Source organism: Pseudomonas sp. S3E12 (genome assembly GCF_001702295.1).
In the GTDB taxonomy this organism is placed as follows: Bacteria; Pseudomonadota; Gammaproteobacteria; order Pseudomonadales; family Pseudomonadaceae; genus Aquipseudomonas; species Aquipseudomonas marginalis.
On sequence record NZ_MBDT01000032.1, the window covers coordinates 42055 to 68605 of the forward strand.

A 26551-nucleotide genomic window follows, 5' to 3' on the forward strand; every position below is an offset into this window, starting at 1 on the left:
GATGACCCAGCCACTGTTGGAACTCAAGGGCATCACCCGCAGTTTCATGGCCGGCGAGCGTGAATTCATTGCGCTCAAGGGCATCGACCTGACCATCCATGCCGGGGAAATGCTGGCGATTATTGGCGCCTCGGGTTCCGGCAAATCGACCCTGATGAATATCCTCGGCGGCCTGGACTACGCCACCGCCGGCAGCTACAGGATCAACGGCATCGAAACCCGCTCGCTGGGCAATGACCAACTGGCGGAGCTGCGCCGCGATTACTTCGGGTTTATCTTCCAGCGCTACCACTTGCTGGCGCACCTCAGCGCGTTGCACAACGTGGAAATGCCGGCGATCTACGCGGGCACCCCGCAGACCCAGCGCCACAGCCGCGCACGTGAGCTGCTGGAACGACTGGGCCTGGCCAGCCACACCAGCCATCGGCCCAGCCAGCTGTCGGGCGGCCAGCAGCAACGGGTGAGTATTGCCCGGGCCTTGATGAACGGCGGTGAAGTGATCCTCGCCGACGAACCCACCGGCGCCCTCGACACCCACAGCGGCAAGGAGGTGATGCGCATCCTGGCCGAACTGCACGCGGCCGGGCACACGGTGATTATTGTCACCCATGACCCGAAAGTGGCGGCCAATGCCCAACGCATCGTCGAGGTCAGCGACGGCGAGATCATCAGTGACAAGGCCAATGCCAGCAGTGGCCTGGACCTGCCTGCCGAGGCGCCGCTCGAGGCCAGGCGCGGCGGCGCACGCCGATTGGTGGCAAGCCTGGGGTTGTTCAAGGAGGCGTTCAACATGGCCTGGGTCGCGCTGGTGTCCCATCGCATGCGCACCTTGCTGACCATGCTGGGTATCGTCATCGGCATCACCTCGGTGGTGTCGATCTCGGCCATCGGCGAAGGCGCAAAACGCTATGTGCTCAAGGACATCCAGGCGATAGGCAGTAACACCATCGATATTTTCTCCGGCACCAGTTTCGGCGACAGCCGCGCCTCGGCCATCGAGACGCTGATGCCCTCGGATGTGGAGGCCCTGAACCGGCTCTACTACGTCGACAGCGCCACCCCGGTGGTGGGCCGCAACCTCTTGCTGCGTTTCGGCAATATCGACCTGGACGCCCAGGTCAATGGCGTGAGCGACCGCTACTTCAAGGTGAAGGGGCTGAAACTCGAAGCCGGCATCGCCTTCAGCGAAAGCGATGCACGGCGCCAGGCCCAGGTGGTGGTGATCGACCACAATACCCGGCAACGCCTGTTCGGGCCGAATGTGGATCCGCTGGGCCAGGTGATCCTGGTGGGCAACCTGCCGTGCACGGTGATCGGCGTGACGGCGGACAATAAGAACATGTTCGCCGCGAGCAAGGCACTCAACGTGTGGGTGCCGTATGAGACAGCGGCAGGGCGTCTCTTAGGCCAGCGCCATCTGGACAGCATCACCGTGCGCATCAAGGACGGCCAGCCGAGCAAGGTGGTGGAAGACAACGTCAATGCGCTCATGCTGCAACGCCACGGCACCAAGGATTTCTTCACCAATAACCTCGACAGCATCATGCAGACGGTGCAGAAAACCAGCCGTTCCCTGGCGCTGCTGTTGTCGTTGATCGCGGTGATCTCCTTGCTGGTGGGGGGCATTGGCGTGATGAATATCATGCTGGTGTCGGTCACTGAGCGCACCCGCGAGATCGGTATTCGCATGGCGGTGGGCGCGCGACAGTCGGATATTCGCCAGCAGTTTTTGGTGGAAGCGGTGATGGTGTGCTTGATCGGCGGGATGATTGGCATCGCGCTGTCCTTCGCCATCGGCTATCTGTTTTCGCTGTTTGTGAAAGAGTGGGAGATGGTGTTTTCCCTGGGGTCGATCATCATGGCGTTTGGCTGCTCGACACTGATCGGCATTGTGTTCGGCTTCGTGCCGGCGAGGAACGCGGCACGGCTGGACCCGATTGAAGCGTTGGCACGGGATTGACCTCCCGGCAGCTGCCGAACCTCGGCGAGGCAGCTGCGGGGAGAGGGCTTAGAGCGCGGTATCGTCGGTGGAGTACATCCACCGCAACAACGAATGCCGTCCGCTGATCCCCAGCTTGATCGCCGCCCGCTTTAGGTAGCTTTCAATGGTGTTGACCTTCAGTGCCAGTTGCTCCGCCAACTCCGGCGCCGTGCGCCCGGCCAGCAGGCCCACGCACACCTCCAGCTCGCGGTTGGAAAGGCTCAGCCCCGATTGCACCAGGCGTTCCTGAATGCGTCGACGCAGGGTGTCGATGCCCTGGTTCTGCGATAGGTGCGGGTCGCTGTCACCGCGGCATGGCTGAATCGCGGTGATGTGTTTTTCCACCAAAGGCAACAGCAGCGTGGAGAAGTCCTGCAACATGCTGCGTTCCTGGGGCGAAAAGCTTTCTGACTGGTGGGAGCGGTACACCGACAGCACGTAGCGCACATCATCCTTGTGGCGTGTGAGGTGCAATTGTGCGGCCGGTTGCGCATCGCCCAGGGCCGCCACCGAATCGGTGTAGACCGGGCTGATCTTGCGGCGGGTGTGACCTTCGGGGCTCACGCGCAATTGGGTGATATGGGTGGCGTCCACTGCCAGTTGGGTGAGGATCAGGTCATGCAGCATGCGTGGGAAATCGCGACTGCCGGTGCTGGCGATGACCTTGCCTATATGTGGGAACAGGTGTGAATTCATCAGTTCGTCCATGAGTGTCGAATGCAGGACGTATGCTAGTACAGCCTGGCGGCGGCAGGGGGATCCAATCGGCAAAAAACCGCATTAAGCCCGGCCAACGGTGGTCGGATCCGTCCGGCCACCGTCGTGGGAAAGCACAACCGAGGGCCTGGGGCTTATCGCGCCGACTGTACCGCCATCGGCGTTTCGCGCGGTACGGCGCGGGTGCACTTGGCCAGCGCCTGCTGCACGTCCGCCAACAGGTCGGCGACGTCCTCAAGCCCCACTGATAAACGCACCAGGCCTTCGCTGATACCGTGATGCGCGCGTTCTTCAGGGGTGTAGGTGCTATGGGTCATGCTCGCCGGGTGCTGGGCCAGTGACTCGGCGTCGCCCAGGCTCACCGCGCGGGTGAACAATGTGAGGGCGTTCATGAAGCGTCGTCCGCTGTCGATCCCGCCCTTGAGTTCGAAGGCGATCATGCCGCCGGCCTGGCTCATCTGCCGCGCCGCCAATGCGTCTTGCGCGAAGCCGCGCAGCCCCGGATACGTCACCCACTCCACGGCGGGATGCGCCTGCAAGGCTTCGGCCACGGCCTGGGCGTTGCTGCAATGGCGGTCCATGCGCAGGGCCAGCGTCTTGAGGCCGCGCATTAACAGCGACGCGTCCTGGGGCGACATCACCGCGCCGGTCAAGTCCTTGAGGCCTTGCAGGCGAATGCGCTGGGCCAGGGCCTGGTTGCTCACGGCGATGCCGGCAGTGATGTCGCCATGGCCGCTGAGGTACTTGGTGGCCGAGTGCACCACCACATCGGCGCCCAGTTCCAAGGGCCGTTGCAGGTACGGCGTGCAGTAGGTGTTATCCACCACCACGGTCACGTTCGGCTGTTGATGGGCGAGGGCGGCCACGGCGGCGATGTCCACCAGTTGCAGGGTGGGATTGGCCGGGGTTTCGCAGTAGACCATGCGCGTGGCGGGGCTCAGCGCCGCTTGCAGGGCCGCCAGGTCGGTGAGGTCCACGTGGCGCACCTTGATGCCGAATTCGCCGATACCGTGATGCAACAGGGCGAAGGTGCAGCCGTAGAGCGTCTGGCTGACGATCACCTCATCGCCCGGGCGCAGCAGAGTCCAGAACGTCGCGGCAATCGCGCCCATGCCGGAACTGAACGCCACCGCCGCCTCGCCGTTTTCCAGGCTGGCCATGCGGGACTCCAGCAGCGCCAGGGTCGGGTTGGAAATGCGCGTGTAGAAATGGCCACCGGCCTCGCCGGCGAAACAGGCGGCGCCGTATTCGGCGGTGGGGAAGGCAAACGTGGCCGACAGGTAGATCGGCGGCACGAGTGCGCCGTGGTGGTCCTTGGGGTCGTAGCCGTGGTGGATGGCACGGGTGGAAAAGCCGAATGCATTGTGTTTAGTGTTCATGTCGGGCGCTCCTTATTTCCTACAATGCTATGCTTATAACCACGGCTGGATTTTCCAAACTTTGCCGACAAATCCCGTGTCCCGGGATGAAAACTCGCTAAAAACAATAAACAGAGGCACATCATGCCCATCACGCTGGATCGCACCGACAAAGCGTTATTAAACGCCCTGCAAGGCAATGCCCGTTTAACCGTGGCCGAGCTGGCCGACCGCGTGTCCCTGACCACGTCACCGTGCTGGCGGCGGGTCAGGAACCTGGAGGAGAGCGGAGTGATCAGCGGCTACCAGGCGATCCTCTCGCCCAAGGCGTTGGGGTATGGGGTGACGGCGTTTGTCAGCATCATGATGGAGAGCCACACCCAGGAAATCGCCCGGGCGTTCGAGCAACGCCTGTTGGATATTCCGGAAATCGTGGCCTGTCATAACGTGTCGGGACGCTATGACTTTTTGCTCGAGGTGGTGGCCAGGGACCTGGAGTCGTTCGGCGAGTTTGCGCGGGAGGTGTTGCAGACGCTGCCGTGCGTCAAGGAGATCTATTCGAGTTTTTCCTATAAATCGGTGCGCCCGTTGCGGGTGATTCCATTACCAGGTTGATCGCACCATTGGTCACCTGTTCTTCCCCGCAATTGGCTATTTCTCCCCTACGGCCCGGTGGCTAACCTAGCCACCACTTCCCACCGTTCCGGAGTTCCGCATGCAAGCCCGTACCGATTTCTACACCGCTTCCCCAGACGCCATGAAAGCCATGCTCGCCCTGGAAGCCGCCGTCGGCAAACTCTCCATCGAACTGCCATTGCTGGAGCTGATCCGCCTGCGGGTCTCACAGATCAACGGCTGTGCCTTCTGCCTGGACATGCACACCGCCGATGCCCGCAAGGGTGGCGAGACCGAGCGTCGCCTGTACACCTTGTCGGCCTGGCGCGAAACGCCGTTCTTCACCCCGCGTGAACGCGCGGCATTGGCCTGGGCCGAGAGCCTGACGCTGCTGAGCCAGACCCACGCCCCGGACGCAGACTTCACCGCGCTCGCCGCCGAGTTCAGCCCCCGGGAGCAAGTCGACCTGAGCGTGGCCATCGCCACGATCAACAGCTGGAACCGCCTCGCGGTAGGTTTCCGCAAGATGCCTGAATAGGCGGTTGAAGACGGCTCTTTTGTGGTGAGCGGGCTTGTCCCGCGCTGGGCTGCGCAGCAGCCCCAAAGCCAGGCGCAGAGGAGTGCCTGATATACCCCATTCGTCTTCATCAGGGGCGCTTCGCACCCCAACGCGGGCGGTGCGACGATTCGCCAAGCCCGCTCGCCACAGCAGTAAGTGTCAGAAGTTCACCGAAGCACTCAGGCGCGCCGTCAGCGGCGCGCCCTGGAACAGATAGTCATCGCCCATGTACTCGCCCGCGTCGCGCCAGTAGCGCTTGTCGAACAGGTTGTCGACGCTCAGGCGCAGCACCGTCTCGTAGCCGTCGACCCGGGTGGTGTAGCGGCTGCCGACGTTGACCACTGCGTAATCCCCCACCTCCACATTGCCGCTGCGATTGGCGTACTTCTTGGCGCTGTATTGCACGCCGCCGAGCACCGCCAGGCCATTGACCCACGGCAACGCATAATCGGCATACACACTGGCGCGCAGCTTGGGCACGTTGATCGCCTGGTGGTCTTCGTATGCCGGTGTGCCGCTGCCGCTGACCCGTGCACGAATCGCCGCCACGCTGGTGGAAATCTGCAGACGGTCGGTGGCCCAGCCGTTGGCCGACAGTTCCACGCCGGTGTTCTTCTGCTCGCCCTGTTGCACATAAGTAAAGGTAGCGGCGCCATCCGGCTTGGCGTACTGGTAAGCCTGGCGTGTCTGGAACACAGCGGCGGCGAAGCTGATGCGACGCCAGTCGTATTTCACCCCGGCCTCGATTTGCCGCGAGGTGGTCGGGGCCAGGGTTTCATCGGCGTTGCTGGCAAACCAGGGGGCGGTGCCGCCCAGGGACAGGCCTTTGCTGTAGCTGGTGTACAGCGAGATGTTTTCCACCGGTTTGTAGATCAACGATGCCTGGGGCAGAAACACGTATTGCTGGGTATGGCGGGCCTGGTTGCCAGTGACGCCGTCGAAGGCTTTTTCATCCAGGCGCACTTCGCGGCCACCGAGGAGGGTTTGCCATTGCTCGTTGAGGCGGATGCGGTCGGTGACGAACAGGCCATACTGGCGGCTGTCGAGGGTGCGATGGCTGTCGTTCAACGGCTTGTCGGTGGGCGTGAACGTCGGCGCGTCAGCGTCGATATTGGCCGTGCCGATGTACTCGTTGACGGACTTGCGCTTGTCGATCACCCGGCGAAACGCGCTGGTGCCGAAGGTCAGTTCATGGCCGATGCCTGCGGTGTCGAACAGGCCGGTCATCGCCGCCTGGACTTCATCGTCACGGCGGGTGTCGTCGGGGCTGCGGTAGTCGTAGACGTCGTAGTTGCCTTCGGGCGTGAAGTGGTTGCCGACACCGTTGGTGTCGCCGCCCCAGGCAAACGAACTGTAGTCATCGATCACCACCTTGCTGCGCGCGGCGCTGACGCTGCCTTTCCACTGGTCGCTGAAGCGGTATTCGAACGTGCCGTTGAGGTTCAGCGAATCGATGCCGACCTGCCTGGAACCGCTCTGGTGGCCCAGCAGTTTTTTCGGCGAGGCGTCGTGGGGCACCTCGGTGCCGCCCAGCAACTGGTAGCCCGGTACCGAGCGCTGTTGTTTGTTCTGGTATTCCGCGTCCAGTTGCAGCACCGCGTCGGGGCTGATGTTCCAGTCGAAGGCCAGGGAGACAAAGTCGCGCTGGCCGTTGGCGTGCTCCACATAGGCATTGAGGTCTTCATGGGCGACGTTGGCCCGCAGGCCGAATTGCTGCTCGCTGCCAAACCAGCCACCCACGTCGGTGGCGATATAGCCACTGCCGCGGTCATCGGTGGACACCGTCACCTGGCGCACGTCTTCCGGGCGCTTGGTCACGTAGTTGATCACGCCGCTGGGTTCGGAAATCCCGCTCTGCAAACCGGCCAGGCCCTTGAGCACTTCCACCTGCTGCTTGTTTTCCAGGGCGACGTTCTGCTCGCCGGTGATGGTGCGCCCGTTGATCTTGTAGCTGCTCGCCGCATTCAGCGAGAAACCGCGCACCACGAAATTTTCGTAGTAGCCGATGGGGGCGTAGCTATCGCCCACCGAAGCGTCGTTGCGCAGCACTTCACTGAGCAGGCGCGCTTGCTGGTCCTTGATCAGCGCGGCATTGATCACCGTGATCGAGGCTGGAGTGTCCAGCAGCGGCGCCTCATTGAAGCCACCGACCGAGGCGGTGTCTGCGCGATAGCCGGACGCGTCCTCGCCCTGGACCTGCACCGCCGGCAGCTCGAGTTGTGCCGCCCAACTGTTGCCGATCCCGCCGCTGAGCAGCAGGCCGAGGGCGAAACGTGTACTGACGACAGGACGAAAACGCAAAACCATGGGGGAGGGCCTTAAAGCGCAGGGCGGGGGGCGCATAAGCTAGGCATAACCGCTCGGTTTTACAAGTGAGACGTCCCGTCTCAGCCCTCCCGCTGAATGACGTGCCTCTCGACAGCCTGAGTGCCCACCTGCGATAGACAGGGCTTCTCTAACCCTTGCAGGAGATCATCATGGGTATCGCTGGAAAAGTTGCACTGGTGACCGGCGCCGGGCAGGGCATTGGCCGGGCCATCGCCCTGCGCCTGGCACAGGACGGTGCCGACATCGCCCTGGTCGACATCAATGGCGCCAAGCTCGAGGCCGTGGCCGCCGAAGTCGTGGCCCTGGGGCGCAAGGCCTCGGTGTTTATCGCCGACGTGTCCAAGCGCGACCAGGTGGTGGCGGCGGTCGAACACGCACACCAGACCCTCGGCGGCTTCGACATTATCGTCAACAACGCCGGGGTCGCGCAGATCGACGCGCTGCTGGACGTCAGCCCGGAACAGGTCGAGCGCACCCTGGGCATCAACGTGCAGGGCGTGTTGTGGGGCATCCAGGCGGCCGGCAGGAAATTCAAGGCGCTCAAGCAGAAGGGCAAGATCATCAATGCCTGCTCCATCGCCGGCCATGAAGGCTTTGCGCTGCTGGGCGTGTACTCGGCCACCAAGTTCGCCGTGCGCGCCTTGACCCAGGCGGCGGCCAAGGAACTGGCGAGTGCCGGGATCACGGTCAACGCCTATTGCCCGGGCGTGGTCGGCACCGACATGTGGGTGGAGATCGACAAGCGCATGGCCGAGATTACCGGCGCCGAAGTGGGGGCGACCTACAAGCAGTACGTCGATGGGATTGCCCTGGGCCGTGCGGAAACGCCGGAGGATGTGGCGGGGTTGGTGGCCTACCTGGCCGGGCCGGACGCGGATTACATGACCGGACAGGCGCCGTTGATCGACGGTGGGCTGGTTTATCGCTGATCTCCCAAGGCCGACGGTGTTAAATGTGGGAGGGGGCAAGCCCCTCCCACATGGTTGCCCCCGTTGTGTCAGTGCTTGCCGGGCATGTCGATGCCCAACTGGTTGACTCGGCGGTACAGGGTGGCCCGGGAAATCCCCAGCGCCTGCGCCGTCGGCAACGGCTTCCAGCGATGCCGGATCAAGGCATCCAGTACCACTTGGCGTTCCGGGCTGACGCTGTGCTCGGCCAGCGTCTCGACCTGCTCCCCACGCACTTCCACCGGCAAGTCCGCCAGCTGAATCGTGCCGCCTTCACACACTGCACAGGCATACGCCAGCACATGGTGCAGTTGGCGCACATTGCCCGGCCAGGCATAGCCCAGCAGGCGTTCCAGCGCGGCCTGGCCGATGCCCACCGCGACGCCGCTGCCGCGCGCTTGCTGCTCCACCAGTCGGTTGATCAATGCCAGCTTGTCGCTGCGCTCGCGCAACGGCGGCAGGCAGAAGCGTGCGCAGCCGAGGCGGAAGTACAGGTCTTCGCGAAAGCGCCCGTCGCTGACCAGCACGGCCAGGTCGCGGTGGCTGGCGCAGATCACCTGAATGTCCACCGTGCGGGTCTTGGCCCCGCCCAGGGGCGCCACTTCACCCTCGGCCATCACCCGCAGCAGGCGCGTCTGCAACGCCAGCGGCATATCGCCGATTTCATCGAGGAACAGGGTGCCGCCATCGGCCTGCACCAACAGCCCCTGCATGCCTTTGCTGGAGGCACCGGTAAAGGCGCCGGCCACGTAGCCGAACAGCTCGCTTTCAATCAAGTTTTCGGGGATCGCCGCGCAGTTCACCGCGACAAAGGGGCCTGTTCGCCGGGCGCTGCGTTCGTGCAGCTGGCGGGCGAAAACTTCCTTGCCGGCGCCGGTTTCACCCTGCACCAGCACCGGCAGGTTGCGGTCCTTGACGCGCACGGCCAGGCGCAGGTGTTCTTCCACCCGTGGGTCGACCTGGGTGTGCGCAACGGGCCGCGCCGGTTTGCGGCGCGGCGCGTTGACCCGCACGTGCAGTACGCCAGGCTCGCCCAGCCATTGCAGGTGTTGGGTCGATTGATCGGTGGCCGAGCGCAATGCATCCAGATCGAACACTTCGCCGATATGCGCCGGCACCTGGCCGAAACGCCGGCGCAGTGCCTGGCGCGCCTTGCTGTTCAGGGCGTGCAGGCGCCCGTCCTGGTCCCAGGCCAGCAGCAGGTCGGGCTGGCTGTCCACGTAGCCCGGTGTGCTGTGGGCCTGGAGCACCCAATGCTCGCGGGCGCTGTGCATGAAGAAGGCGTTTTCGATGGCCTGGGCACTCTGGGCCACCATCTGCCGCACCAGGTGCTGGCTGCGCCGGTCATCCGGGGATTTGAGCGCTGAGGCATCCATCACCCCCAGCAGGTTGCCCTGGGGGTCGAAGATCGGCGCGGCGGAGCAGGTCAAACTGATGAAGGCGGCGCGGAAGTGGTCGCGCTTGTGCACGGTCACTGCGGCCTTGCTGGTCAGCACCGTGGCCACGCCGCAGGTGCCTTCCTCGGCTTCCGACCAGCAGGTGCCGAGGTACAGGCCGGCTTTGCGGCAGTCGCTGCGAATGGTGCTGTCGACGCGGTGGTCGATGGTCTGGCCCTGGGCGTCGGTGAGCATCACGCAGTAGTCGGCGTGGCGCACCCGGTGGTGCAGTTGCCCGACTTCTTCGCCGGCGATGCGCATGAACAGCTCGGCGCGCTCGCGGCATTCCTTGAGCAAGGGTTCGGTAAGGATGCGGGGCCCCTGCAGCGAGCCGGGGTCGAGGTGGTGTTGTTCCATGGAGCGCCGCCATGAATCGAAAATCAGCGACGGCACCGGCGCCTGGGGCAGGCGATCGGCATTGCGGACCACGCGACTGACGCAGTCGACGTGTTCCCTGGAGTTCGCGGCGAGCATAAGGCCTCCGGTTCTCGATCTTTGTTGTTATGCCCGCCATTAAGCGCCCGTGGGCGCGAGGGGACAAGGGCAACCTGACCAACAGCCCCGCGTGAGACGCGGCGTCTCATTTCGGCCGAGACGCCGCCTGCACAGTGCAATGCACCGTCTCATTCTGCACAGGCATACCGTCCCGGCACAACCGCACGGCACTGCTCTGGATCAAGGCTTTGCCAGGTTTCATCGCACCTTGGCACAGGCTGTGCTGAACCGCTTACAGCTGGCCGCAGCCAGCCTTTTGTGTGTCGAGACAACCTGGAGAACAACAAGATGTCCACCCACCTGTCCACCGATCAATTGCTGCATGCCTACACCGTGATGCGCACCATCCGTGATTTCGAAGAACGCCTGCATGTGGAATTCGCCACCGGCGAGATCCCCGGTTTCGTGCACCTGTATGCCGGACAGGAGGCCAGCGCAGCGGGGGTCATGGCCCACCTCAACGATGAAGATTGCATCGCCTCCAACCACCGTGGCCATGGCCATTGCATCGCCAAGGGCGTGGATGTGTTCGGCATGATGGCCGAGATCTACGGCAAGAAAACCGGCGTGTGCGGCGGCAAGGGCGGCTCCATGCACATCGCCGACCAGGAGAAGGGCATGCTCGGCGCCAACGGCATTGTCGGGGCCGGTGCGCCGTTGGCGGCGGGCGCTGCGCTGGCCTCCAAGCTCAAGGGCAGCCAGGGCGTGGCGGTCGCATTTTTCGGCGACGGCGGCTCCAACGAGGGCGCGGTGTTCGAGGCGATGAACCTGGCGTCGATCATGAAACTGCCGTGCCTGTTCGTCGCCGAGAACAACGGCTATGCCGAGGCCACCGGTTCCGGCTGGTCCGTGGCGTGCAAGGACATTGCCGAGCGGGCGGTGGGTTTCGGCATGCCGGGGGTGATTGTCGATGGCAATGATTTCTTTGCCGTACACGCGGCGCTGGGCGTGGCGGTGGAGCGTGCACGCAAAGGCGACGGGCCGACCTTGGTGGAAGTCAAGCTGAGTCGCTTCTACGGCCACTTCGAAGGCGATGCACAAACCTATCGTGGCCCGGACGAGGTGAAGAACCTGCGCGAATCCCACGACTGCCTCGCACTGTTCCGCCAGCGCTGCAATGCCGAAGGCTGGCTTGACGCGGCCCAGTTCGAACGTATCGACGGTGAGGTCGCGCAGTTGATCGACGACGCCGTGCGCCTGGCCAAGTCCGATCCCAAGCCCCAGGCCGCCGACCTGCTCAGCGATGTCTACGTCGCCTACCGCTAATAACTACAAGACTCGGAGAGAATTTCATGGCTCGCAAAATCAGCTATCAGCAGGCAATCAACGAAGCCCTGGCCCAGGAAATGCGCCGGGACCAGAGCGTGTTCATTATCGGCCAGGATGTCTCCGGCGGCACCGGTTCCCCCGGCGAGCAGGACGCCTGGGGCGGTGTGCTGGGCGTGACCAAGGGTCTGTACCCGGAGTTTCCGGACCGGGTACTCGATGCGCCGTTGTCCGAAGTCGGCTACGTCGGCATGGCCGTCGGCGCCGCCACCCGTGGCATGCGCCCGGTGTGCGAATTGATGTTCGTCGACTTTATCGGCTGCTGCCTCGACCAGTTGCTCAACCAGGCCGCCAAGTTTCGCTACATGTTCGGCGGCAAGACCACCACGCCGCTGGTGGTGCGCGCCATGTACGGTGCCGGCCTGCGTGCCGCCGCCCAGCATTCGCAGATGCTCACCTCGATGTGGACGCACATTCCCGGGCTCAAGGTGGTGTGCCCGGCCACGCCCTATGACGCCAAGGGCATGCTGATCCAGGCGATCCGCGACAACGACCCGGTGATCTTCCTCGAACACAAGATGCTCTACAGCCTCCAGGGCGAAGTGCCGGAAGAGCTGTACACCGTGCCGTTCGGCGAAGCCAACTTTGTGCGCGAAGGCCGCGACGTGACCCTGGTGACCTACGGGCGCATGGTGCATATCGCCCTGGAAGCCGCCGCCAACCTGGCGCGCCAGGGCATCGACTGTGAGGTGCTGGACCTGCGCACCACCAGCCCGTTGGACGAAGACAGCATCCTCGAGAGCGTGGAGAAAACCGGGCGCCTGGTGGTGATCGACGAGTCCAACCCGCGTTGTTCCATCGCCACCGACATCAGTGCGCTGGTGGCCCAGCAGGGCTTCTCGTTCCTGCGTGCGCCGATCGAGATGGTCACCGCGCCGCACACGCCGGTGCCGTTTTCCGATGCGCTGGAAGACCTGTACATCCCCAATGCCGCGAAGATCGAGGCCGCGGTGCTGAAGATCGCCGACAAGAGGAACGTCGCATGATCCATACCTTGACCATGCCCAAGTGGGGGCTGTCGATGACCGAAGGCCGCATCGACGTCTGGCTCAAGCAGCCCGGCGACCGGGTGGAGAAGGGCGAAGAAGTGCTGGACGTCGAGACCGACAAGATCTCCAGCAGCGTCGAGGCGCCGTTCAGTGGCGTGCTGCGCCGCGTGCTGGCGCTGAGCGACGAGACCTTGCCGGTGGGCGCGCTGCTGGGGGTAGTGGTGGAAGGTGAGGCCAGCGAGGCGGAGATCGATGCGGTGATCGAAAGCTTCAACGCCGGGTTCGTCTCCAGCAACGCCGAAGCCGAAGCCACCGGGCCGAGTGCGCAGAAGGTCGAGGTGGGCGGGCGTTTGCTGCGTTATCTCGACCTGGGCGAGGGCGGTACGCCGCTGGTGCTGGTGCATGGCTTTGGCGGCGACTTGAACAACTGGCTGTTCAACCAACCGGCCCTGGCCGCCGAGCGCCGGGTGATCGCCCTGGATTTGCCGGGACATGGCGAGTCGGGCAAGCCTCTGCAAACCGGTGACGCCGAAGAGCTGAGCCAGGCGGTGCTGGCCTTGCTCGATCACCTCAAGCTCGACCGCGTGCACCTGGCCGGGCACTCCATGGGCGGCTTGGTCAGCCTGACGGTCGCCCGTCAGGCTCCGGCGCGCGTTGCCTCACTGACCCTGATCGCCAGCGCCGGGCTGGGGGCGGACATCAACGGCGATTACTTGCAAGGTTTCACCGAAGCCAATAACCGCAACGCGCTCAAGCCGCAACTGGTGCAACTGTTCAGCGACCCGGCGCTGGTGACGCGGCAGATGCTGGAGGACATGCTCAAGTTCAAGCGGTTGGAAGGGGTGCATCAGGCGCTTCGTCAGCTCAATGCCCAGTTGTTTGAGGGTGGGCGCCAGCGCCTGGATTTGCGCAACGTGGTGGGGCGGCAACCGAGCCTGGTGATCTGGGGCAGTGACGATGCAATCATCCCGGCCGACCATGCCCAGGGGCTGGAGGCCCAGGTGGAGATTCTGCCGGGGCAGGGGCATATGGTGCAGTTGGAGGCGGCGGAGCGGGTTAACCAACTAATCTCAACCTTCCTGAAATCCCAGCCTTGAAATGCAATTCAATGTGGGAGGAGGCAAGCCCCTCCCACATTTTCAGATGCATTCAAAGTGAGTGCTTGAGGGTTTCGCTCGGCAGCTCTTTGAACAACGCGCGGTAGCTGTTGGAGAACCGCCCCAAATGCCAGAACGACCAGTTCATCGCCACCTCGGCCACGGTCGTTCCGGCACCGCTCAACAATTCCCGCCGTGCCCCGTTCAACCGGCGCAGGCGCAACCACTGCGCCGGGCTCATCCCGGTGTAGGTCTTGAACCCTTGCTGCAACTGGCGCAGCGGTACGCCGGCAATCCGCGCCAGTTCCAACAGGTTGACGGTTTCGTCCGGCGCATCCGCCGCCCACTCGCCTATGCGCGCCATCAAGCGGCGTTCTTCACTGCGCTTTTGCAATGAGCTTCGGTCCAGGCACACGCAGGCGTTGTCGAGGATGAACAGGCAATCGTCGAGCAACTGCCGGGTGAGGGACACCGGGTCGATGTCCGTGGACAAGCGCGTCAGGGTGCCACTGAGCCAACGGCTGAACAGCGCGTTCTGCTGGCAGGCCAGCGGCGCCATGAACAGGCCTTCCAGTGTGGCCACGTCCAGGCCATGGTGCTGCACGAACTGCGGGCCGAACACCACCGCCACTTCGCGGTAGTTCTCTGGGGTGATCCAGGTGTTGCGGCTTTCGCCATTGAGCAGATACAGCGCGTTGTCGCTGCCATCGAAACAGAACGCCAGCGCGCCCGGCGGTGCGTTGAAGTGCTGCTCCACACGGGTGTTCATGCTCTCTTCGTAGACCTGCACACCGTGCAGGTCGAGGTAGCGGACGCGCCCGGCAAAATGCCCCGGGGACATCTGCTGGTACTGCTGCACCCAGCCGGGTGTCGCACGGCATTGGGTAGCCACATCAGCGGTGGTGAAGGCCTGTACGCGCAAAGCGGTTGCCTGGGTCATGGGTGATCCGTGCGCACTCTATTGGTGCGTTGTGCTGCGTGCAAAGTGGATAGATGGCCTGTGAAGGCTGGCCCAAGATAGACCTCAATGCGCCGCGAGTACAAGGCGGCGCAGCACCCACCCCATGACGAGGTCCTTATGAACGCCCCCTTCGATCAGCTGTACACCTGGCTGAAAGAACACAAGATTACCGAAGTCGAATGCGTGATCAGTGATTTGACTGGCATCGCACGCGGCAAGATTGCGCCCACCAACAAGTTCCTGCATGAGCGAGGCATGCGCCTGCCGGAAAGTGTGTTGCTGCAAACGGTAACCGGGGACTTTGTCGACGACGAGATCTACTACGACCTGCTGGACCCGGCCGATATCGACATGATTTGCCGCCCGGTATCCAACGCGACCTACGTGGTGCCGTGGGCCATCGAGCCCACCGCGATTGTGATCCACGACACCTTCGACAAGCACGGCAACCCCATCGAACTGTCGCCGCGCAACGTGCTGAAGAAAGTCCTGCAGCTCTACACCGAACGGGGCTGGCAGCCGATTGTCGCGCCGGAAATGGAGTTCTACCTGACCCAACGCTGCGAAGACCCGGACCTGCCGCTGAAAACCCCTATCGGCCGTTCCGGCCGTGCGGAAACCGGGCGCCAGTCGTTCTCCATCGATGCGGCCAACGAGTTCGACCCGCTGTTCGAAGACGTCTACGACTGGTGCGAAGCCCAGGGCCTGGACCTCGATACGCTGATCCATGAAGACGGCCCGGCGCAGATGGAAATCAACTTCCGCCACGGCGATGCCCTCGACCTGGCCGACCAGATCACCGTGTTCAAGCGCACCCTGCGCGAAGCCGCGCTCAAGCACAATGTGGCCGCCACCTTCATGGCCAAGCCGGTGGCCGACGAGCCGGGCAGCGCCATGCACCTGCACCAGAGCGTGGTGGAGATCGCCACGGGCAAACCGGTGTTCGTCGACGCCGACGGCAACATGAGCCCGCTGTTCCTGCACCATATCGGCGGATTGCAGAAGTACATTCCCAAGCTGTTGCCGATGTTCGCGCCCAACGTGAATTCGTTCCGCCGCTTCCTGCCGGACACCTCGGCGCCGGTCAATGTGGAGTGGGGCGAAGAAAACCGTACCGTCGGCCTGCGCGTGCCCACCTCGAGCCCGGATGCGATGCGCGTGGAAAACCGCCTGCCGGGCGCCGATGCCAATCCCTACCTGGCCATTGCCGCCAGCCTGCTGTGTGGCTACCTGGGGATGATCGAACAGATCGAACCCAGCGCCCCGGTAGAAGGCCGCGCCTATGAGCGCCGTAACCTGCGCCTGCCGTTCACCCTCGAAGACGCCCTGGCGCGGATGGAGGACTGCGACACGGTCAAGCAGTACCTGGGCGACAAGTTCGTGCGCGGCTACGTCGCGGTCAAGCGCGCCGAGCACGAGAATTTCAAGCGGGTGATCAGTTCCTGGGAGCGTGAGTTCCTGCTGTTGAGCGTCTAAAAAACACAAAAGAGGTGTCGATATGCGTCTTGTGAACAAGCTTCTCCCGCTGGCCCTGGTGGCCGCGTTCAGCGGTGCCGGGCAAGCTGCGCCGACGGTGAGCGTCTACAACTGGACCGACTATATCGGCGAGACCACCTTGGCCGATTTCCAGGCCAAGACGGGGATCAAGGTGATCTACGACGTGTTCGACTCCAACGAAACCCTGGAGGGCAAGTTGCTCGCCGGTCGCACCGGCTATGACGTGGTGGTGCCGTCCAACCACTTCCTGGCGCGGCAGGTAAAGGCCGGCGCATTCCTCAAGCTTGACCGTTCGCAGTTGCCCAACTTCAAGAACCTCGACCCCAAGCTGCTCAAGCTGCTGGAGAAAAACGACCCGGGCAATGCGCACTCGGTGCCGTACCTGTGGGGTACCAACGGCATCGGTTACAACGTCGACAAGGTCAAGCAGGTGTTGGGTATCGACCATATCGATTCATGGGCGGTGCTGTTCGAGCCGGAGAACATCAAGAAGCTCAACCAGTGCGGCGTGGCCTTCCTCGACTCGGCGGATGAGCTGTTCCCGGCGATCCTCAACTACATGGGCAAGGACCCGCGCAGTGAGAACCCCGAGGACTACCAGCAGGCCGAGGCCAAGCTGTTGACGCTGCGGCCGTACATCACCTACTTCCATTCCTCCAAGTACATTTCGGACCTGGCCAACGGCGATATCTGCGTGGCGTTCGGCTATTCCGGCGATGTATTCCAGGCGGCCAACCGCGCCAAGGAAGCCAAGAACGGCGTGAATATCGCCTACTCGATTCCCAAGGAAGGCTCCAACCTGTGGTTCGACCTGCTGGCGATTCCGGCCGATGCGAGTCACCCAAAAGAAGCCCATGCCTTCATTAACTACCTGCTCGACCCTGAAGTGATCGCCAAGGTCAGCGCCTCGGTCGGTTACGCCAATGCCAACCCGGCGGCGAAGGCGTTCATGGCCCCGGAACTGGTGAACAACCCCGAGGTGTACCCGTCCCAGGCCGTGCTCGACAAACTCTATATTTCCACCACGCCGACCCCGGCGACCATGCGCCTGATGACGCGCGCCTGGAGCAAAGTGAAGACCAACAAATGACCCTATCCAGCGACCACGCCCGCTCCTACTACCTTGCGTCGGCGAATGCCATGCCGGAGCGCCCGGCACTGGGCGCCGACCTGAGCGCCGATGTGTGTGTGATCGGCGCTGGTTTTACCGGGGTCAACACCGCTATCGAACTGGCCCAACGCGGGCTCTCGGTGATCCTGCTGGAGGCCCGGCGTATCGGCTGGGGCGCCAGCGGGCGCAATGGCGGGCAGTTGATTCGCGGGATCGGCCACGATGTGTCGGGGTTCGCCAGGTACGTGGGCGAGGAGGGCGTGCGTTACCTGGAACGGGCCGGGATCGAGTCGGTGGCCCTGGTGGGCGAGCGCATTCGCGAGCATGGGATCGACTGCGACTTGCGCTGGGGGTTTGCCGAGCTGGCCAACACCCCGGCGCAGTTCGCTGCGTTCAAGGGCGAGCAGGACAGCCTGGCGCGCCTGGGTTATGTGCATGAAACCCGCCTGGTGGGCCCGCAGGACATCCGCGACGTGGTGGATTCGACGCAGTATGCCGGCGCCTTGGTGGACATGGGCTCCGGGCACCTGCACCCGCTGAACCTGGTGCTCGGCGAGGCGCAGGTGGCCGAGTCCCTTGGGGTGCGGATCTTTGAGCACACCGAAGTGCTGGAACTGATCCACGGCGACACGGTGCAGGTGCGTTGCGCTGGCGGCACGGTACGCGCCGCCAGCCTGGTACTGGCCTGCAATGCGCACCTGGAGGAACTGGAACCGCGCCTGAGCGGCAAGGTGCTGCCGGCGGGCAGCTACATCATCGCCACCGAGCCGCTGTCGGTTGCACAGGCCAATCAGTTGATCCCGCAGAACCTGGCGCTGTGCGACCAGAAAGTCGGCCTGGATTACTACCGGTTATCCGCCGACCGTCGCCTGTTGTTCGGCGGTGCCTGCCATTACTCGGGGCGCGATCCCAAAGACATCGCGGCCTATATGCAGCCCAAGATGCTCAAGGTGTTCCCGCAATTGGCCGACACCGCCATCGCGTTCCAGTGGGGCGGCAGGATCGGCATCACCGCCAATCGCTTCCCCCAGGTCGGGCGGCTCAAGCAATACCCGAATGTGTTCTACGCCCAGGGCTATTCCGGGCATGGGCTCAACGTGACCCACTGGTGCGCGCGGCTGCTGGCCGAAGGCATACACGCGGGCCACAGCCAGGGCCTGGATATTTTCAGCCGGGTGCCGCACATGACCTTTCCCGGTGGCAAGGCCTTGCGCTCGCCGCTGCTGGCGTTGGGAATGGCGTGGCATCGCTTGCGGGAATTGATGCATTGAAGCCCGGGGCGTGGCAGGCTGTGCACGACGTTTTCCTACGACTTTTGGAGATTTAGCGTGCCAACAGCATCTGCAGTGATTGAAATCCCGGTATCGGCCGAGACGGTCTGGCACTTGGTGGGTGGCTTCAACAGCCTGCCGGACTGGCTTCCGTTTATCGCCAAGAGCGAGCCCGGTGAAGGTGGCCGCGTGCGCCATCTGACGACCGCCGACGGCGGTGTGATCGTCGAGCGTTTGCAGACCTTCGATAACGTCGGGCGTACATACAGCTACACCATTGAAGAGTCGCCGTTTCCGGTGAGTGCTTACCTGGCGACGTTGCAGGTTGAGGCGCTGACGGAGTCGTCGGCGAAGGTGACGTGGTCCGGTGTGTTTACCCCGGCGGCGGGTACCACGGAGGCGGCGGTGGAAGAGCTGTTTGCCGGCGTGTACAGCGGCGGGCTTGAGGCGTTGCGCGCCAACTTCCCGGCCTGATTCGATCTACCCGGCAATGCAAGGTATCTACACAACTTTCAGAGACTGGCGAGTTCCCCTGTGGCGAGCGGGCTTGCCCTAATGCCCGTCAGTTAAGGCTTTTTGTAGGAGCGAGCTTGCTCGCGAAAAACTCACAGGCGCCGCGTTTATTCAGGAGGCACGCGTTATCGTTGACGTTTTTCGCGAGCAAGCTCGCTCCTACAGGAGGCGATGTACGCTTACTGACTGGCATTTGGGCTTGCCCCCTCCCACAGTTTGACCTCACTGGCTTATGGATCAGGCTTCGGGCATCAGTTGCTGGCGGCACTCCAGCACCAGGCGCGCGCCGCCTTGCTCGCTGGTGCCCACTTCCAGCTTGAACCCATGCAAGTTGATGATCGCGGCCACAATCGACAGGCCCAACCCAAACCCGCCTTGCTGGTCGCCTTCATCCACCCGATAAAACCGCTGGAACACCGCATCGCGTTCTGCCGCCGGTATGCCGGGCCCGGAGTCGTGCACTTCGATGCGCGTGCTGCCGGCATCGTTGAGCCCCCGCAGGATCACTGCGCCGCCCGCTGGAGAGAACTTGATGGAGTTGCTCAGCAGGTTGGCCAGGGCTTCGAACAACAGGGCGCGGTCGCCGGTGATCCATGGCAGGGACTCGGGGACTTCGAGTCGCAACTGCAATTCGCCTTCCTCGGCCAGGGGCAGGTAGAAGTCATGCAACTCGCGCAGCAGCGGCAGCGGGTCCATCACCAGGAAACCGGAACGGCGCTGGTGGTCTTCCAGCTCAGAGATACGCAACAGCCCGCGAAAGCGCGCCATCAGGGTGTCGGTCTCGGCGATGGCGTCGTCCAGTTTCACCGCGTAGCCGGAGTCCTGCTCGGCCTCCTGGCGGATGCGGTAGAGCTGCGCACGCAGGCGGGTCAATGGGGTGCGCAGGTCGTGGGCGATGTTGTCGCACACGCCCTTGACCTCATTCATCAGTTTCTCGATGCGGTCGAGCATGGCGTTGACGATGGCCGCGAGCATGTCCAGTTCGTCACGCCGGTTGGACAGCGGCAAGCGGTGGGTGAGGTCGCCGGCGACGATGGCTTCGGCGCTGGCCTGGATCCCGCGGATCCGGCGCAGCGGGCGGCGGCGCAACAGATGCCAGCCGGCGGCGCCGGGGATAATGGTCAGGGACAGCGCCCACAGCAGGGCATGCCAGATGATCCGTGTCACACCGAACAGCGAGCCATTGGCGCGCACCAGTACCAGCCAGCGGCCGTCGTCGGTATGGCTGGCGACGGCGTCGCAGCTGTCCTTGGGCAGTTTGGGGTCGTCGGAGTCGACGCAATTGGCCAGGGTGTGGATCTTGCCGTCCAGCGGCAGGTCGGAGGGAATCGCGCGGATCGGCCCACTCAAGGGGCGGAACTGCTCATCGAACAGGCCGTAGGCGTCCACGCCCTTCATGTCGAAGGTCATGCTGGTGGTCAACGCTTCCACCAGTTCTTCGCCGTCGAAGCGCTGGAACAGGTGCTGGCGTTGCATCAGCGAATGGCGCGACAGGTCACTCAGGTAACCCGAGACCTCGTAATACAGCACCCCCATGAGGATGCAGCTCCAGGCCACGAACAACGAACTGTACAGCGCCAGCAAGCGGCTGCTGGACGAACGCCAGCCCTTAGAGGGGTTCAGCAATGACATAACCGGAACCTCGTACCGTGCGGATCAGCGGCGGGAGGCCCGGTGGATCGATTTTCTTGCGCAGGCGGCCGATGTGCACGTCGATCAGGTTGGTGCCCGGGTCGAAGTGATAACCCCAGACTTCCTCGAAGATCATCATCCGCGACAGGATCTGGCCGGTGTTGCGCATCAGGAATTCCAGCAGTTTGTATTCGGTGGGCAGCAGGCTCAGGGGCTGGTCGGCGCGGCTGGCTTCGCGGCTGATCAGGTTCAGCTCCAGGTCGGCCACGCGCAGGGCCGTCTCGAATTCCTTGACCGTGCTTTTGCGGCGCAGCAGCACTTCGACGCGGGCGGCCATTTCGTCGGAGGCGAAAGGCTTGGTCAGGTAGTCATCACCGCCGGCGCGCAGGCCACGCACGCGCTCGTCGACGTCGGAGAGGGCGCTGATCATCAGGATCGGCGTCGATACGCCGATGGTGCGCAGGGTGGTGACGATGGCCAGGCCATCGAGTTCCGGCAGCATGCGGTCGAGGGTGATCAGATCGTAATCACCACTCACGGCGCGGACCAGGCCTTCGCGACCGTTGTCCACCCAATCTACGTCCAGTCCATGGCTACTCAGCTCGGCGACGATCTCGCGGGCCGTTACGGCGTCATCCTCGATGGTCAAAATGCGGGTCATAGGATTACCTGGTGAGCGATTCACACTAGAAGTGGGGGCATTTTGCCAAGAAATGGCTGAACGCTTCCTAAATAAAACTTCATGTTGGCAAAACTGACACAACTTTCATGGCGGGTACCGGCCGGGGAGTAATCTCCTTCCACAGGGAATGCATTACGCCCGCCTGCAACAGCCATTTCTTGCAAGTTGCATGGTTCAGGCAAGTTCAATTTACTTAACTTGTTGAAATACAACGGATTTAATTTTCAGCGCGACTGGCATGCTGCCTGCACTGTCCCTTTTGAGACTTGTAACACTATTTTTCCTGCCGGGAGCACCATAACAATGATCACATCGTCATCCACGCTGCAAGAGTCGAGCGCGCGCTCCGGGGTTTCCTGGGGGGCTATCTTTGCCGGGGCCGCTGCGGCGGCTGCGTTATCCCTGATTCTGGTATTGCTGGGCTTCGGCCTGGGTTTCTCGGCGGTGTCGCCGTGGGCCGACAGCGGCATCAGCGCCAAGGGGCTTGGCATTTCCACGATTGTCTGGCTGGCCTTTACCCAGATCGTTGCCTCGGGCCTGGGCGGTTATATCGCCGGCCGGTTGCGAGTGAAGTGGGCCAATATGCATGGCGATGAAGTGTACTTTCGCGACACCGCCCATGGTTTCCTGGCCTGGGCAGTCGCCACGCTGATCACTGCCGTGCTGGTGGTCGGTTCGGTCAGCAGTGTGGTCACCGGCGGCGTGAAAGCCGGTGCCAGCGTGGCAGCCGGTGCGGCCAGCGGTATCACTCAGGCCGCAGGCAGCGCAGCCAAAGGCGTCAACGGTGGCGATTTTGACTACTACGTCGACAGCCTGTTTCGTGACGATCGCCCGGTTGCCGTCAGTGATGACGCTGCCCATGGCGTGGTTGCGCGCATTTTCACCCGCACCCTGAGCAATGACGGTCAACTCGCCGCTGAAGACCGTGCCTACCTGGCCCAGTTGATCAGCCAGCGCACCAACCTCAGCCAGGCCGATGCCGAAGCGCGTATCGACAAAGTCTACGGCGATGCGCGTAAAGCGGTGGAAGACGCCAAGCTCAAGGCCAAGCAAGCCGCTGAAACGGCCGCCAAAGTCGCCGCCTATACCTCGCTGTGGACCTTTGTCGCCCTGTTGATCGGCGCTTTCTTTGCCAGTTTCGCTGCAACCTTCGGCGGTCGTCGTCGGGATGCCGTGGTGTACGTCGAAACCGAAACCTACGTTCGTTAATTCAAGGAGAACAACATGCGCTCATTACTGCTTTGGTTCCTCGGCGTGCCGATCCCGGTGATCATCCTGATCGCAATTTTCATGCACTGATCCCGAGTTCAGCTCGGCCTGATGTGGGAGGGGACAAGTTCCCTCCCACATTTGGGTTTGTGGAGTGTCAGCCAGGTTGCTGCCAACAGTGCGCTGGCAACGGCGGTCATGATCACCAGCGGCTGCGACGTACCGTCGGACAGCAGCCCGGTGGCCCAACTGCTCACGGCAGTGAGGAACATCTGGGTAAAGAAGAACAACCCCGATGCGGTTCCCGCAATCGCACCGTACGGCTGCAACACCGACAGTTGGCACGCCGGAATCACCATCCCCACCGACACCATGATCACCAGCATCGGCAGCACGATCGCCAGCCATTGCCCCGGCATGGCGGTGGTGGCCGCCGCAAGTATCACACTGCCCAGCACGTTCAAGCCGATAGCGGCATGGATCAAACGGTCCGGCTCGAAGCGCCGCACCAGCCTGCGGAACAGGTTTGCGCCGAGCATGTAGCCGCTGATCGTGGCCGCGAACACCAGTGCATAGGCCGTGGTCGACAAGTGAAAGCCTCGCTGCAGCAGCGCCGACGACTCACTGATAAACGGAAAATAGGTGCTGTACACGCAGCCGATCGCCAGGGAATAGCGCAGGAAATAGCGGTCGCGCAGTAACTGGCCATAGAGGCGCAGCAGGTTGCCCGGCGGCGCGGCGGCGACATCGGCCGGGCGGGTTTCGGGCAGGCGGCGGTACACCACCACGTAGAGCACTGCACCGATCACGCCGAGCAGTACAAACAGGCCGCGCCAGTCGATGAAGGGCAACATCAGGCTGCCCAGCACCGGCGCGGCCATCGGTGACACGGCCATGGCCATGGAAATCAGGCCGAGCAAGCGTGCCTGTTCATCGCGGTCGAAATAGTCGCGCACGATCACCCGACCGATCACCGTGGTGCAGCACCCGCCGAGGGCCTGGAACAGGCGGGCGATGATCAGCACGGCGATGCTGTCGGCGAGGGCGCAGGCCACGGTGGCCAGCACATACAGGAAAAGTCCCGCCAACAACACCGGACGGCGGCCGAAGCGGTCGGTCAACGGGCCGCTGATCAGCAGGGAGACCGCCGAACCGAAGGTGTACAGCGTGAGGGTCAGTTGCAACTGGCTGTCGCTGGTCTGGAAGTAGTCGGCCATAGCGGGCAGGGCAGGCAGGTGCATGTCCAGGGTGATACGTGGCAGGCCGATCAGCACGGTCAGCAGTATCAGCCAGAACCACGGGGAGAGGGCGCGTTGCGTCATGGGAGGCTTCTGTGCAAGGAGTAGAGCCCGGACTCTAGCGGCTTTGTGGTTTAATCCTCAGGGCCGCTTGTGGCAAAAATGATTGGACCACTATGAGCCGAGGAAAAACCCCTTCCGCCCTGGACCTGCCGCGCCCCGACAGTTTGGACAGGGGAAAGCAGCAAGGGGCCTACGAGGCCCTGCGTGCAGCGATCCTGAACCGACAGCTGCCGGCGGGCAGTCGCTTGCCATCCACCCGCAGCCTCGCCGAACGCTGGCAGTTATCCCGTGGCACCCTGGAGGCGGCATTCGACCGTCTGCACAGCGAGGGCTATGTGCAGCGCGTGGCCGGCTCCGGTACGCGGGTGTGTGCGGTGATCCCCGAGCAATTCATTGCGGCACCTGCACCGCGCGCGATGCCTCGTCGCGAAGTGGCGGTTGATCGCCCCGAGTCCGGGGTGCAGAGCCATGTGCCTTTTGTCGCGCGGCGCCCGGACGCCAGCCTGTTTGACAGGAAGGCCTGGGCCCGCTGTATTTCCCGGGGGCTGCTATCGGCAGGGCCGGGGGCGCTCGAAGCGGGCCATCCCGCCGGGCTGCCGGAACTGCGCGCACAGATCGCCGACTACCTGCGCAGCTATCGCGGCATGCACTGCGAGGCGGATGAAGTGATCGTCACCAGCGGTATTCGCCACGCCCTTGACCTGATCGCGCGCACGCTGCTCAAGCCCGGTGACACGGCCTGCGTCGAAGACCCAGGCTATCCACCCGCGCGCCGCCTGTTCGGGCTGGCGGGGGCGCAGGTCCAGGCGATTGCGGTCACGGCCGAAGGGCTGGATACCGCGCAACTCCCCGACGCGGCTCGCCTGGCCTACGTCACCCCGGCCCACCAGGCACCGCTGGGCATGACCCTGTCGGTGTCGCGACGCCTGGCGCTGCTGGACTGGGCTGCCCGCGCCGAAGCCTGGGTGGCGGAAGACGACTACGACAGCGAATACAACTACCACAGCGCACCGCTGGCGGCGCTCAAATCCCTGAACGCCCATGACCGCGTGATCTACTGCGGCAGCTTCAACAAAAACCTGTTCCCCGGTTTGCGCGTCGGCTTCATGGTGGTGCCCAAGGCACTGCGCCCGGCCTTGCTGCGCACCCTGCAACTCACCGGGCAGTCGGTGGGCGCCAGCGATCAGTCGGGGTTGCTGGAGTTTCTCGGCAGCGGCGCTTTCGTGCGCCACTTGCGGGCTTCGCGCCAGGCCTATCAGGCGCGGCGCGATGTGTTGCTCGACTGCCTTGGGTCGCACTGTACGATCAGTGGGCAGCAGGCCGGATTGCATTTTGTGTTGTGGTTGCCGAGCGGTGTCGAGGAGGGCGAGTTCTGTTCCCGTGCTGCTGCCGTCGGGCTGGCGTTACAGCCCCTGGGCACGTTCTGCGTCGAGGCGATCCTGCCGCCGGCGGTCATCATCGGCTACACCGCGTTGACCCTGGCGCAGATCCGCTTTCATGGGCGCGCGTTAGCCCAATTACTGCCGGTCAGTCATCAAACCCGACCTGCTCGTGAATCTCATCCACCTTCAACTCCAGCCGGTACGCCACGGCAATAAACAACGCCTGGCACAGGCACAAGGTGGCGCTCAACGAACGGAAGGCAAACGACGAGCCTTCATTCACCAACAGCACCGCGTTGGCCCGCTTGGCCAGGGGCGACAGGTTGCTGTCGGTGATGATCAGGGTCTTGGCCTGATGGTGCTGGGCGATCCGCAGGCAGTGCTGGGTCTCTTTGCCGTAGGGCGTGAAGCTGATGGCGATCACCAGGTCATTGGCACGCACGCTGCGCATCTGCTCGCGATAGCTGCCGCCCAAACCGGAAATCAGGTGGATGCGTTTGTTGGTGTGCTGCAGGTTGTAGACCAGGTAATCGGCCACCGCGAACGAACGGCGCACGCCGACCACGTAGATGTTGTCGGCGTTGACCACCAGGTCCACGGCCTTGTCGAAAGCCACGTCATCGAGCTCCAGCCCCAGGCGCTCGATACCCGACAGGGTTGCATTGACGCATTCGCGGGCCAGGTCGCCGCCGCTGGCTTTCTGTGACTTGTTGGCGATCATGCTGCGGATGCGCTGCTGGTAGTTCTGCACCGGTGTGGTCTTGTGGGTGTAGGCCTCGCGAAACAGCGCCTGCATCTCACTGAACCCACTGAAGCCGAAACGCTGGGAAAACCGCACGATCGCCGAAGGATGCACTTCGCATTCGCGGGCGATGTCGCTGATGCGGTCGACCATGATCCGGTCGCTCTGCTGGCTCATGTAGCTGGCGATGCGCTTGAGCTGGCGCGGCAGGCTTTCGTATTCGTCGGTGATCAGCTGCAACAGGCGTTCGGCGTTGATCGGAGGGCTGGCGATGGTGTCTTCCAGGGTGGTCTCGGGATCGGTGCGGGACATGGGCAATCCTTCTGGCGTGTTCTTCTGATGCGCTGATGGGTGGCGCAAGTCTACAGGGTAGGCGCAAAAAAATACCCCGGCATCACGGCC

22 protein-coding genes are annotated in these 26551 nt (G+C 63.4%); 13 read left to right on the plus strand and 9 right to left on the minus strand.

The annotated features are described in order from the left end of the window. The first annotated feature begins 1 nt into the window (after window position 1). Entirely contained in the window at window positions 2-1960 is a 1959-nt protein-coding gene (locus tag BB029_RS24675) for a MacB family efflux pump subunit (RefSeq protein ID WP_065941155.1), read from the plus strand. A gap of 48 nt (window positions 1961-2008) precedes the next feature. Here BB029_RS24675 and BB029_RS24680 read toward each other — a convergent pair whose 3' ends face one another. Both BB029_RS24680 and BB029_RS24685 read right to left on the minus strand, forming a co-directional pair. Beyond that, a complete protein-coding gene (locus BB029_RS24680) occupies window positions 2009-2677 on the minus strand; it encodes a helix-turn-helix transcriptional regulator (RefSeq protein WP_174557009.1) in 669 nt (222 codons plus the stop codon). 155 nt (window positions 2678-2832) lie between these two features. Next, complete coding sequence (locus BB029_RS24685) at window positions 2833-4077, minus strand: methionine gamma-lyase (protein WP_065941157.1); 1245 nt, start codon at window positions 4075-4077, stop codon at window positions 2833-2835. A 123-nt stretch (window positions 4078-4200) separates the two neighbouring features. Here BB029_RS24685 and BB029_RS24690 point away from each other — a divergent pair, with 123 nt between their 5' ends. Beyond that, window positions 4201-4671, plus strand: a complete 471-nt coding sequence (locus tag BB029_RS24690) for an Lrp/AsnC family transcriptional regulator (protein WP_027606550.1) — start codon at window positions 4201-4203, stop codon at window positions 4669-4671. A 100-nt stretch (window positions 4672-4771) separates the two neighbouring features. After that, a complete protein-coding gene (locus BB029_RS24695; RefSeq protein WP_065941158.1) occupies window positions 4772-5209 on the plus strand; it encodes a carboxymuconolactone decarboxylase family protein in 438 nt (145 codons plus the stop codon). 180 nt (window positions 5210-5389) lie between these two features. Here the strand turns inward: BB029_RS24695 and BB029_RS24700 are convergent, their stop codons facing one another. Beyond that, window positions 5390-7537, minus strand: coding sequence for a TonB-dependent siderophore receptor (locus BB029_RS24700; protein WP_065941159.1), 2148 nt, complete (start codon window positions 7535-7537; stop codon window positions 5390-5392). A 170-nt stretch (window positions 7538-7707) separates the two neighbouring features. On the opposite strand from BB029_RS24700, the gene BB029_RS24705 reads away from it, so the two are divergent. After that, entirely contained in the window at window positions 7708-8487 is a 780-nt protein-coding gene (locus BB029_RS24705) for an acetoin reductase (RefSeq protein ID WP_065941160.1), read from the plus strand. A 68-nt stretch (window positions 8488-8555) separates the two neighbouring features. Here the strand turns inward: BB029_RS24705 and BB029_RS24710 are convergent, their stop codons facing one another. Beyond that, window positions 8556-10415, minus strand: a complete 1860-nt coding sequence (locus BB029_RS24710) for a sigma-54-dependent Fis family transcriptional regulator (RefSeq protein WP_065941161.1) — start codon at window positions 10413-10415, stop codon at window positions 8556-8558. Window positions 10416-10724: 309 nt separating this feature from the next. Here BB029_RS24710 and BB029_RS24715 point away from each other — a divergent pair, with 309 nt between their 5' ends. Genes BB029_RS24715 through BB029_RS24725 form a run of 3 tightly spaced genes read left to right on the plus strand, consistent with a single transcriptional unit; the run spans window position 10725 to window position 13848 of the window. Beyond that, window positions 10725-11702, plus strand: coding sequence for a thiamine pyrophosphate-dependent dehydrogenase E1 component subunit alpha (locus tag BB029_RS24715; RefSeq protein WP_065927960.1), 978 nt, complete (start codon window positions 10725-10727; stop codon window positions 11700-11702). Between the two features lie 26 nt (window positions 11703-11728). Then, window positions 11729-12748 (plus strand): alpha-ketoacid dehydrogenase subunit beta, encoded by a 1020-nt coding sequence (locus tag BB029_RS24720; protein ID WP_065941162.1) that lies wholly within the window; start codon window positions 11729-11731, stop codon window positions 12746-12748. After that, the gene (locus BB029_RS24725; RefSeq protein ID WP_065941163.1) at window positions 12745-13848 is read left to right on the plus strand and encodes an acetoin dehydrogenase dihydrolipoyllysine-residue acetyltransferase subunit; all 1104 of its coding nucleotides are present in this window, start codon (window positions 12745-12747) and stop codon (window positions 13846-13848) included. The genes BB029_RS24720 and BB029_RS24725 overlap by 4 nt, the downstream gene beginning before the upstream one ends. Window positions 13849-13900: 52 nt before the next feature. Here BB029_RS24725 and BB029_RS24730 read toward each other — a convergent pair whose 3' ends face one another. Then, window positions 13901-14788 (minus strand): helix-turn-helix domain-containing protein, encoded by an 888-nt coding sequence (locus BB029_RS24730; protein WP_065941164.1) that lies wholly within the window; start codon window positions 14786-14788, stop codon window positions 13901-13903. 138 nt (window positions 14789-14926) lie between these two features. On the opposite strand from BB029_RS24730, the gene BB029_RS24735 reads away from it, so the two are divergent. From BB029_RS24735 to BB029_RS24750, 4 genes are read left to right on the plus strand one after another with little or no spacing between them, the layout of a single operon-like run. Then, the gene (locus BB029_RS24735; RefSeq protein WP_065941747.1) at window positions 14927-16285 is read left to right on the plus strand and encodes a glutamine synthetase family protein; all 1359 of its coding nucleotides are present in this window, start codon (window positions 14927-14929) and stop codon (window positions 16283-16285) included. Between the two features lie 22 nt (window positions 16286-16307). Next, window positions 16308-17396: a polyamine ABC transporter substrate-binding protein gene (locus BB029_RS24740; protein ID WP_065941165.1), complete on the plus strand. Its 1089-nt coding sequence runs from the start codon at window positions 16308-16310 to the stop codon at window positions 17394-17396. Further along, the gene (locus tag BB029_RS24745; RefSeq protein WP_065941166.1) at window positions 17393-18688 is read left to right on the plus strand and encodes an FAD-binding oxidoreductase; all 1296 of its coding nucleotides are present in this window, start codon (window positions 17393-17395) and stop codon (window positions 18686-18688) included. Before BB029_RS24740 ends, BB029_RS24745 begins: the two co-directional genes overlap by 4 nt. Before the next feature lie 57 nt (window positions 18689-18745). Next, the gene (locus BB029_RS24750; protein WP_065941167.1) at window positions 18746-19162 is read left to right on the plus strand and encodes an SRPBCC family protein; all 417 of its coding nucleotides are present in this window, start codon (window positions 18746-18748) and stop codon (window positions 19160-19162) included. A 276-nt stretch (window positions 19163-19438) separates the two neighbouring features. Here the strand turns inward: BB029_RS24750 and BB029_RS24755 are convergent, their stop codons facing one another. Continuing rightward, on the minus strand, window positions 19439-20833 hold the full coding sequence (locus BB029_RS24755) for a HAMP domain-containing sensor histidine kinase (RefSeq protein ID WP_027606537.1): 1395 nt from the start codon (window positions 20831-20833) through the stop codon (window positions 19439-19441). Then, complete coding sequence (locus BB029_RS24760) at window positions 20811-21494, minus strand: response regulator transcription factor (RefSeq protein WP_027606536.1); 684 nt, start codon at window positions 21492-21494, stop codon at window positions 20811-20813. Before BB029_RS24760 ends, BB029_RS24755 begins: the two co-directional genes overlap by 23 nt. Window positions 21495-21818: 324 nt before the next feature. Between BB029_RS24760 and BB029_RS24765 the strand changes: the two genes are divergently transcribed. Next, window positions 21819-22724, plus strand: a complete 906-nt coding sequence (locus BB029_RS24765; protein ID WP_065927953.1) for a hypothetical protein — start codon at window positions 21819-21821, stop codon at window positions 22722-22724. Between the two features lie 98 nt (window positions 22725-22822). On the opposite strand, the gene BB029_RS24770 is transcribed toward BB029_RS24765, so the two are convergent. Next, on the minus strand, window positions 22823-24046 hold the full coding sequence (locus tag BB029_RS24770; protein WP_065941168.1) for a multidrug effflux MFS transporter: 1224 nt from the start codon (window positions 24044-24046) through the stop codon (window positions 22823-22825). A 92-nt stretch (window positions 24047-24138) separates the two neighbouring features. Between BB029_RS24770 and BB029_RS24775 the strand changes: the two genes are divergently transcribed. Beyond that, a complete protein-coding gene (locus BB029_RS24775) occupies window positions 24139-25623 on the plus strand; it encodes a PLP-dependent aminotransferase family protein (RefSeq protein WP_065941169.1) in 1485 nt (494 codons plus the stop codon). On the opposite strand, the gene BB029_RS24780 is transcribed toward BB029_RS24775, so the two are convergent. Then, window positions 25553-26461, minus strand: a complete 909-nt coding sequence (locus BB029_RS24780) for a MurR/RpiR family transcriptional regulator (RefSeq protein WP_010211026.1) — start codon at window positions 26459-26461, stop codon at window positions 25553-25555. The two genes, BB029_RS24775 and BB029_RS24780, sit on opposite strands and share 71 nt — an antisense overlap. Window positions 26462-26551 lie beyond the last annotated feature (90 nt).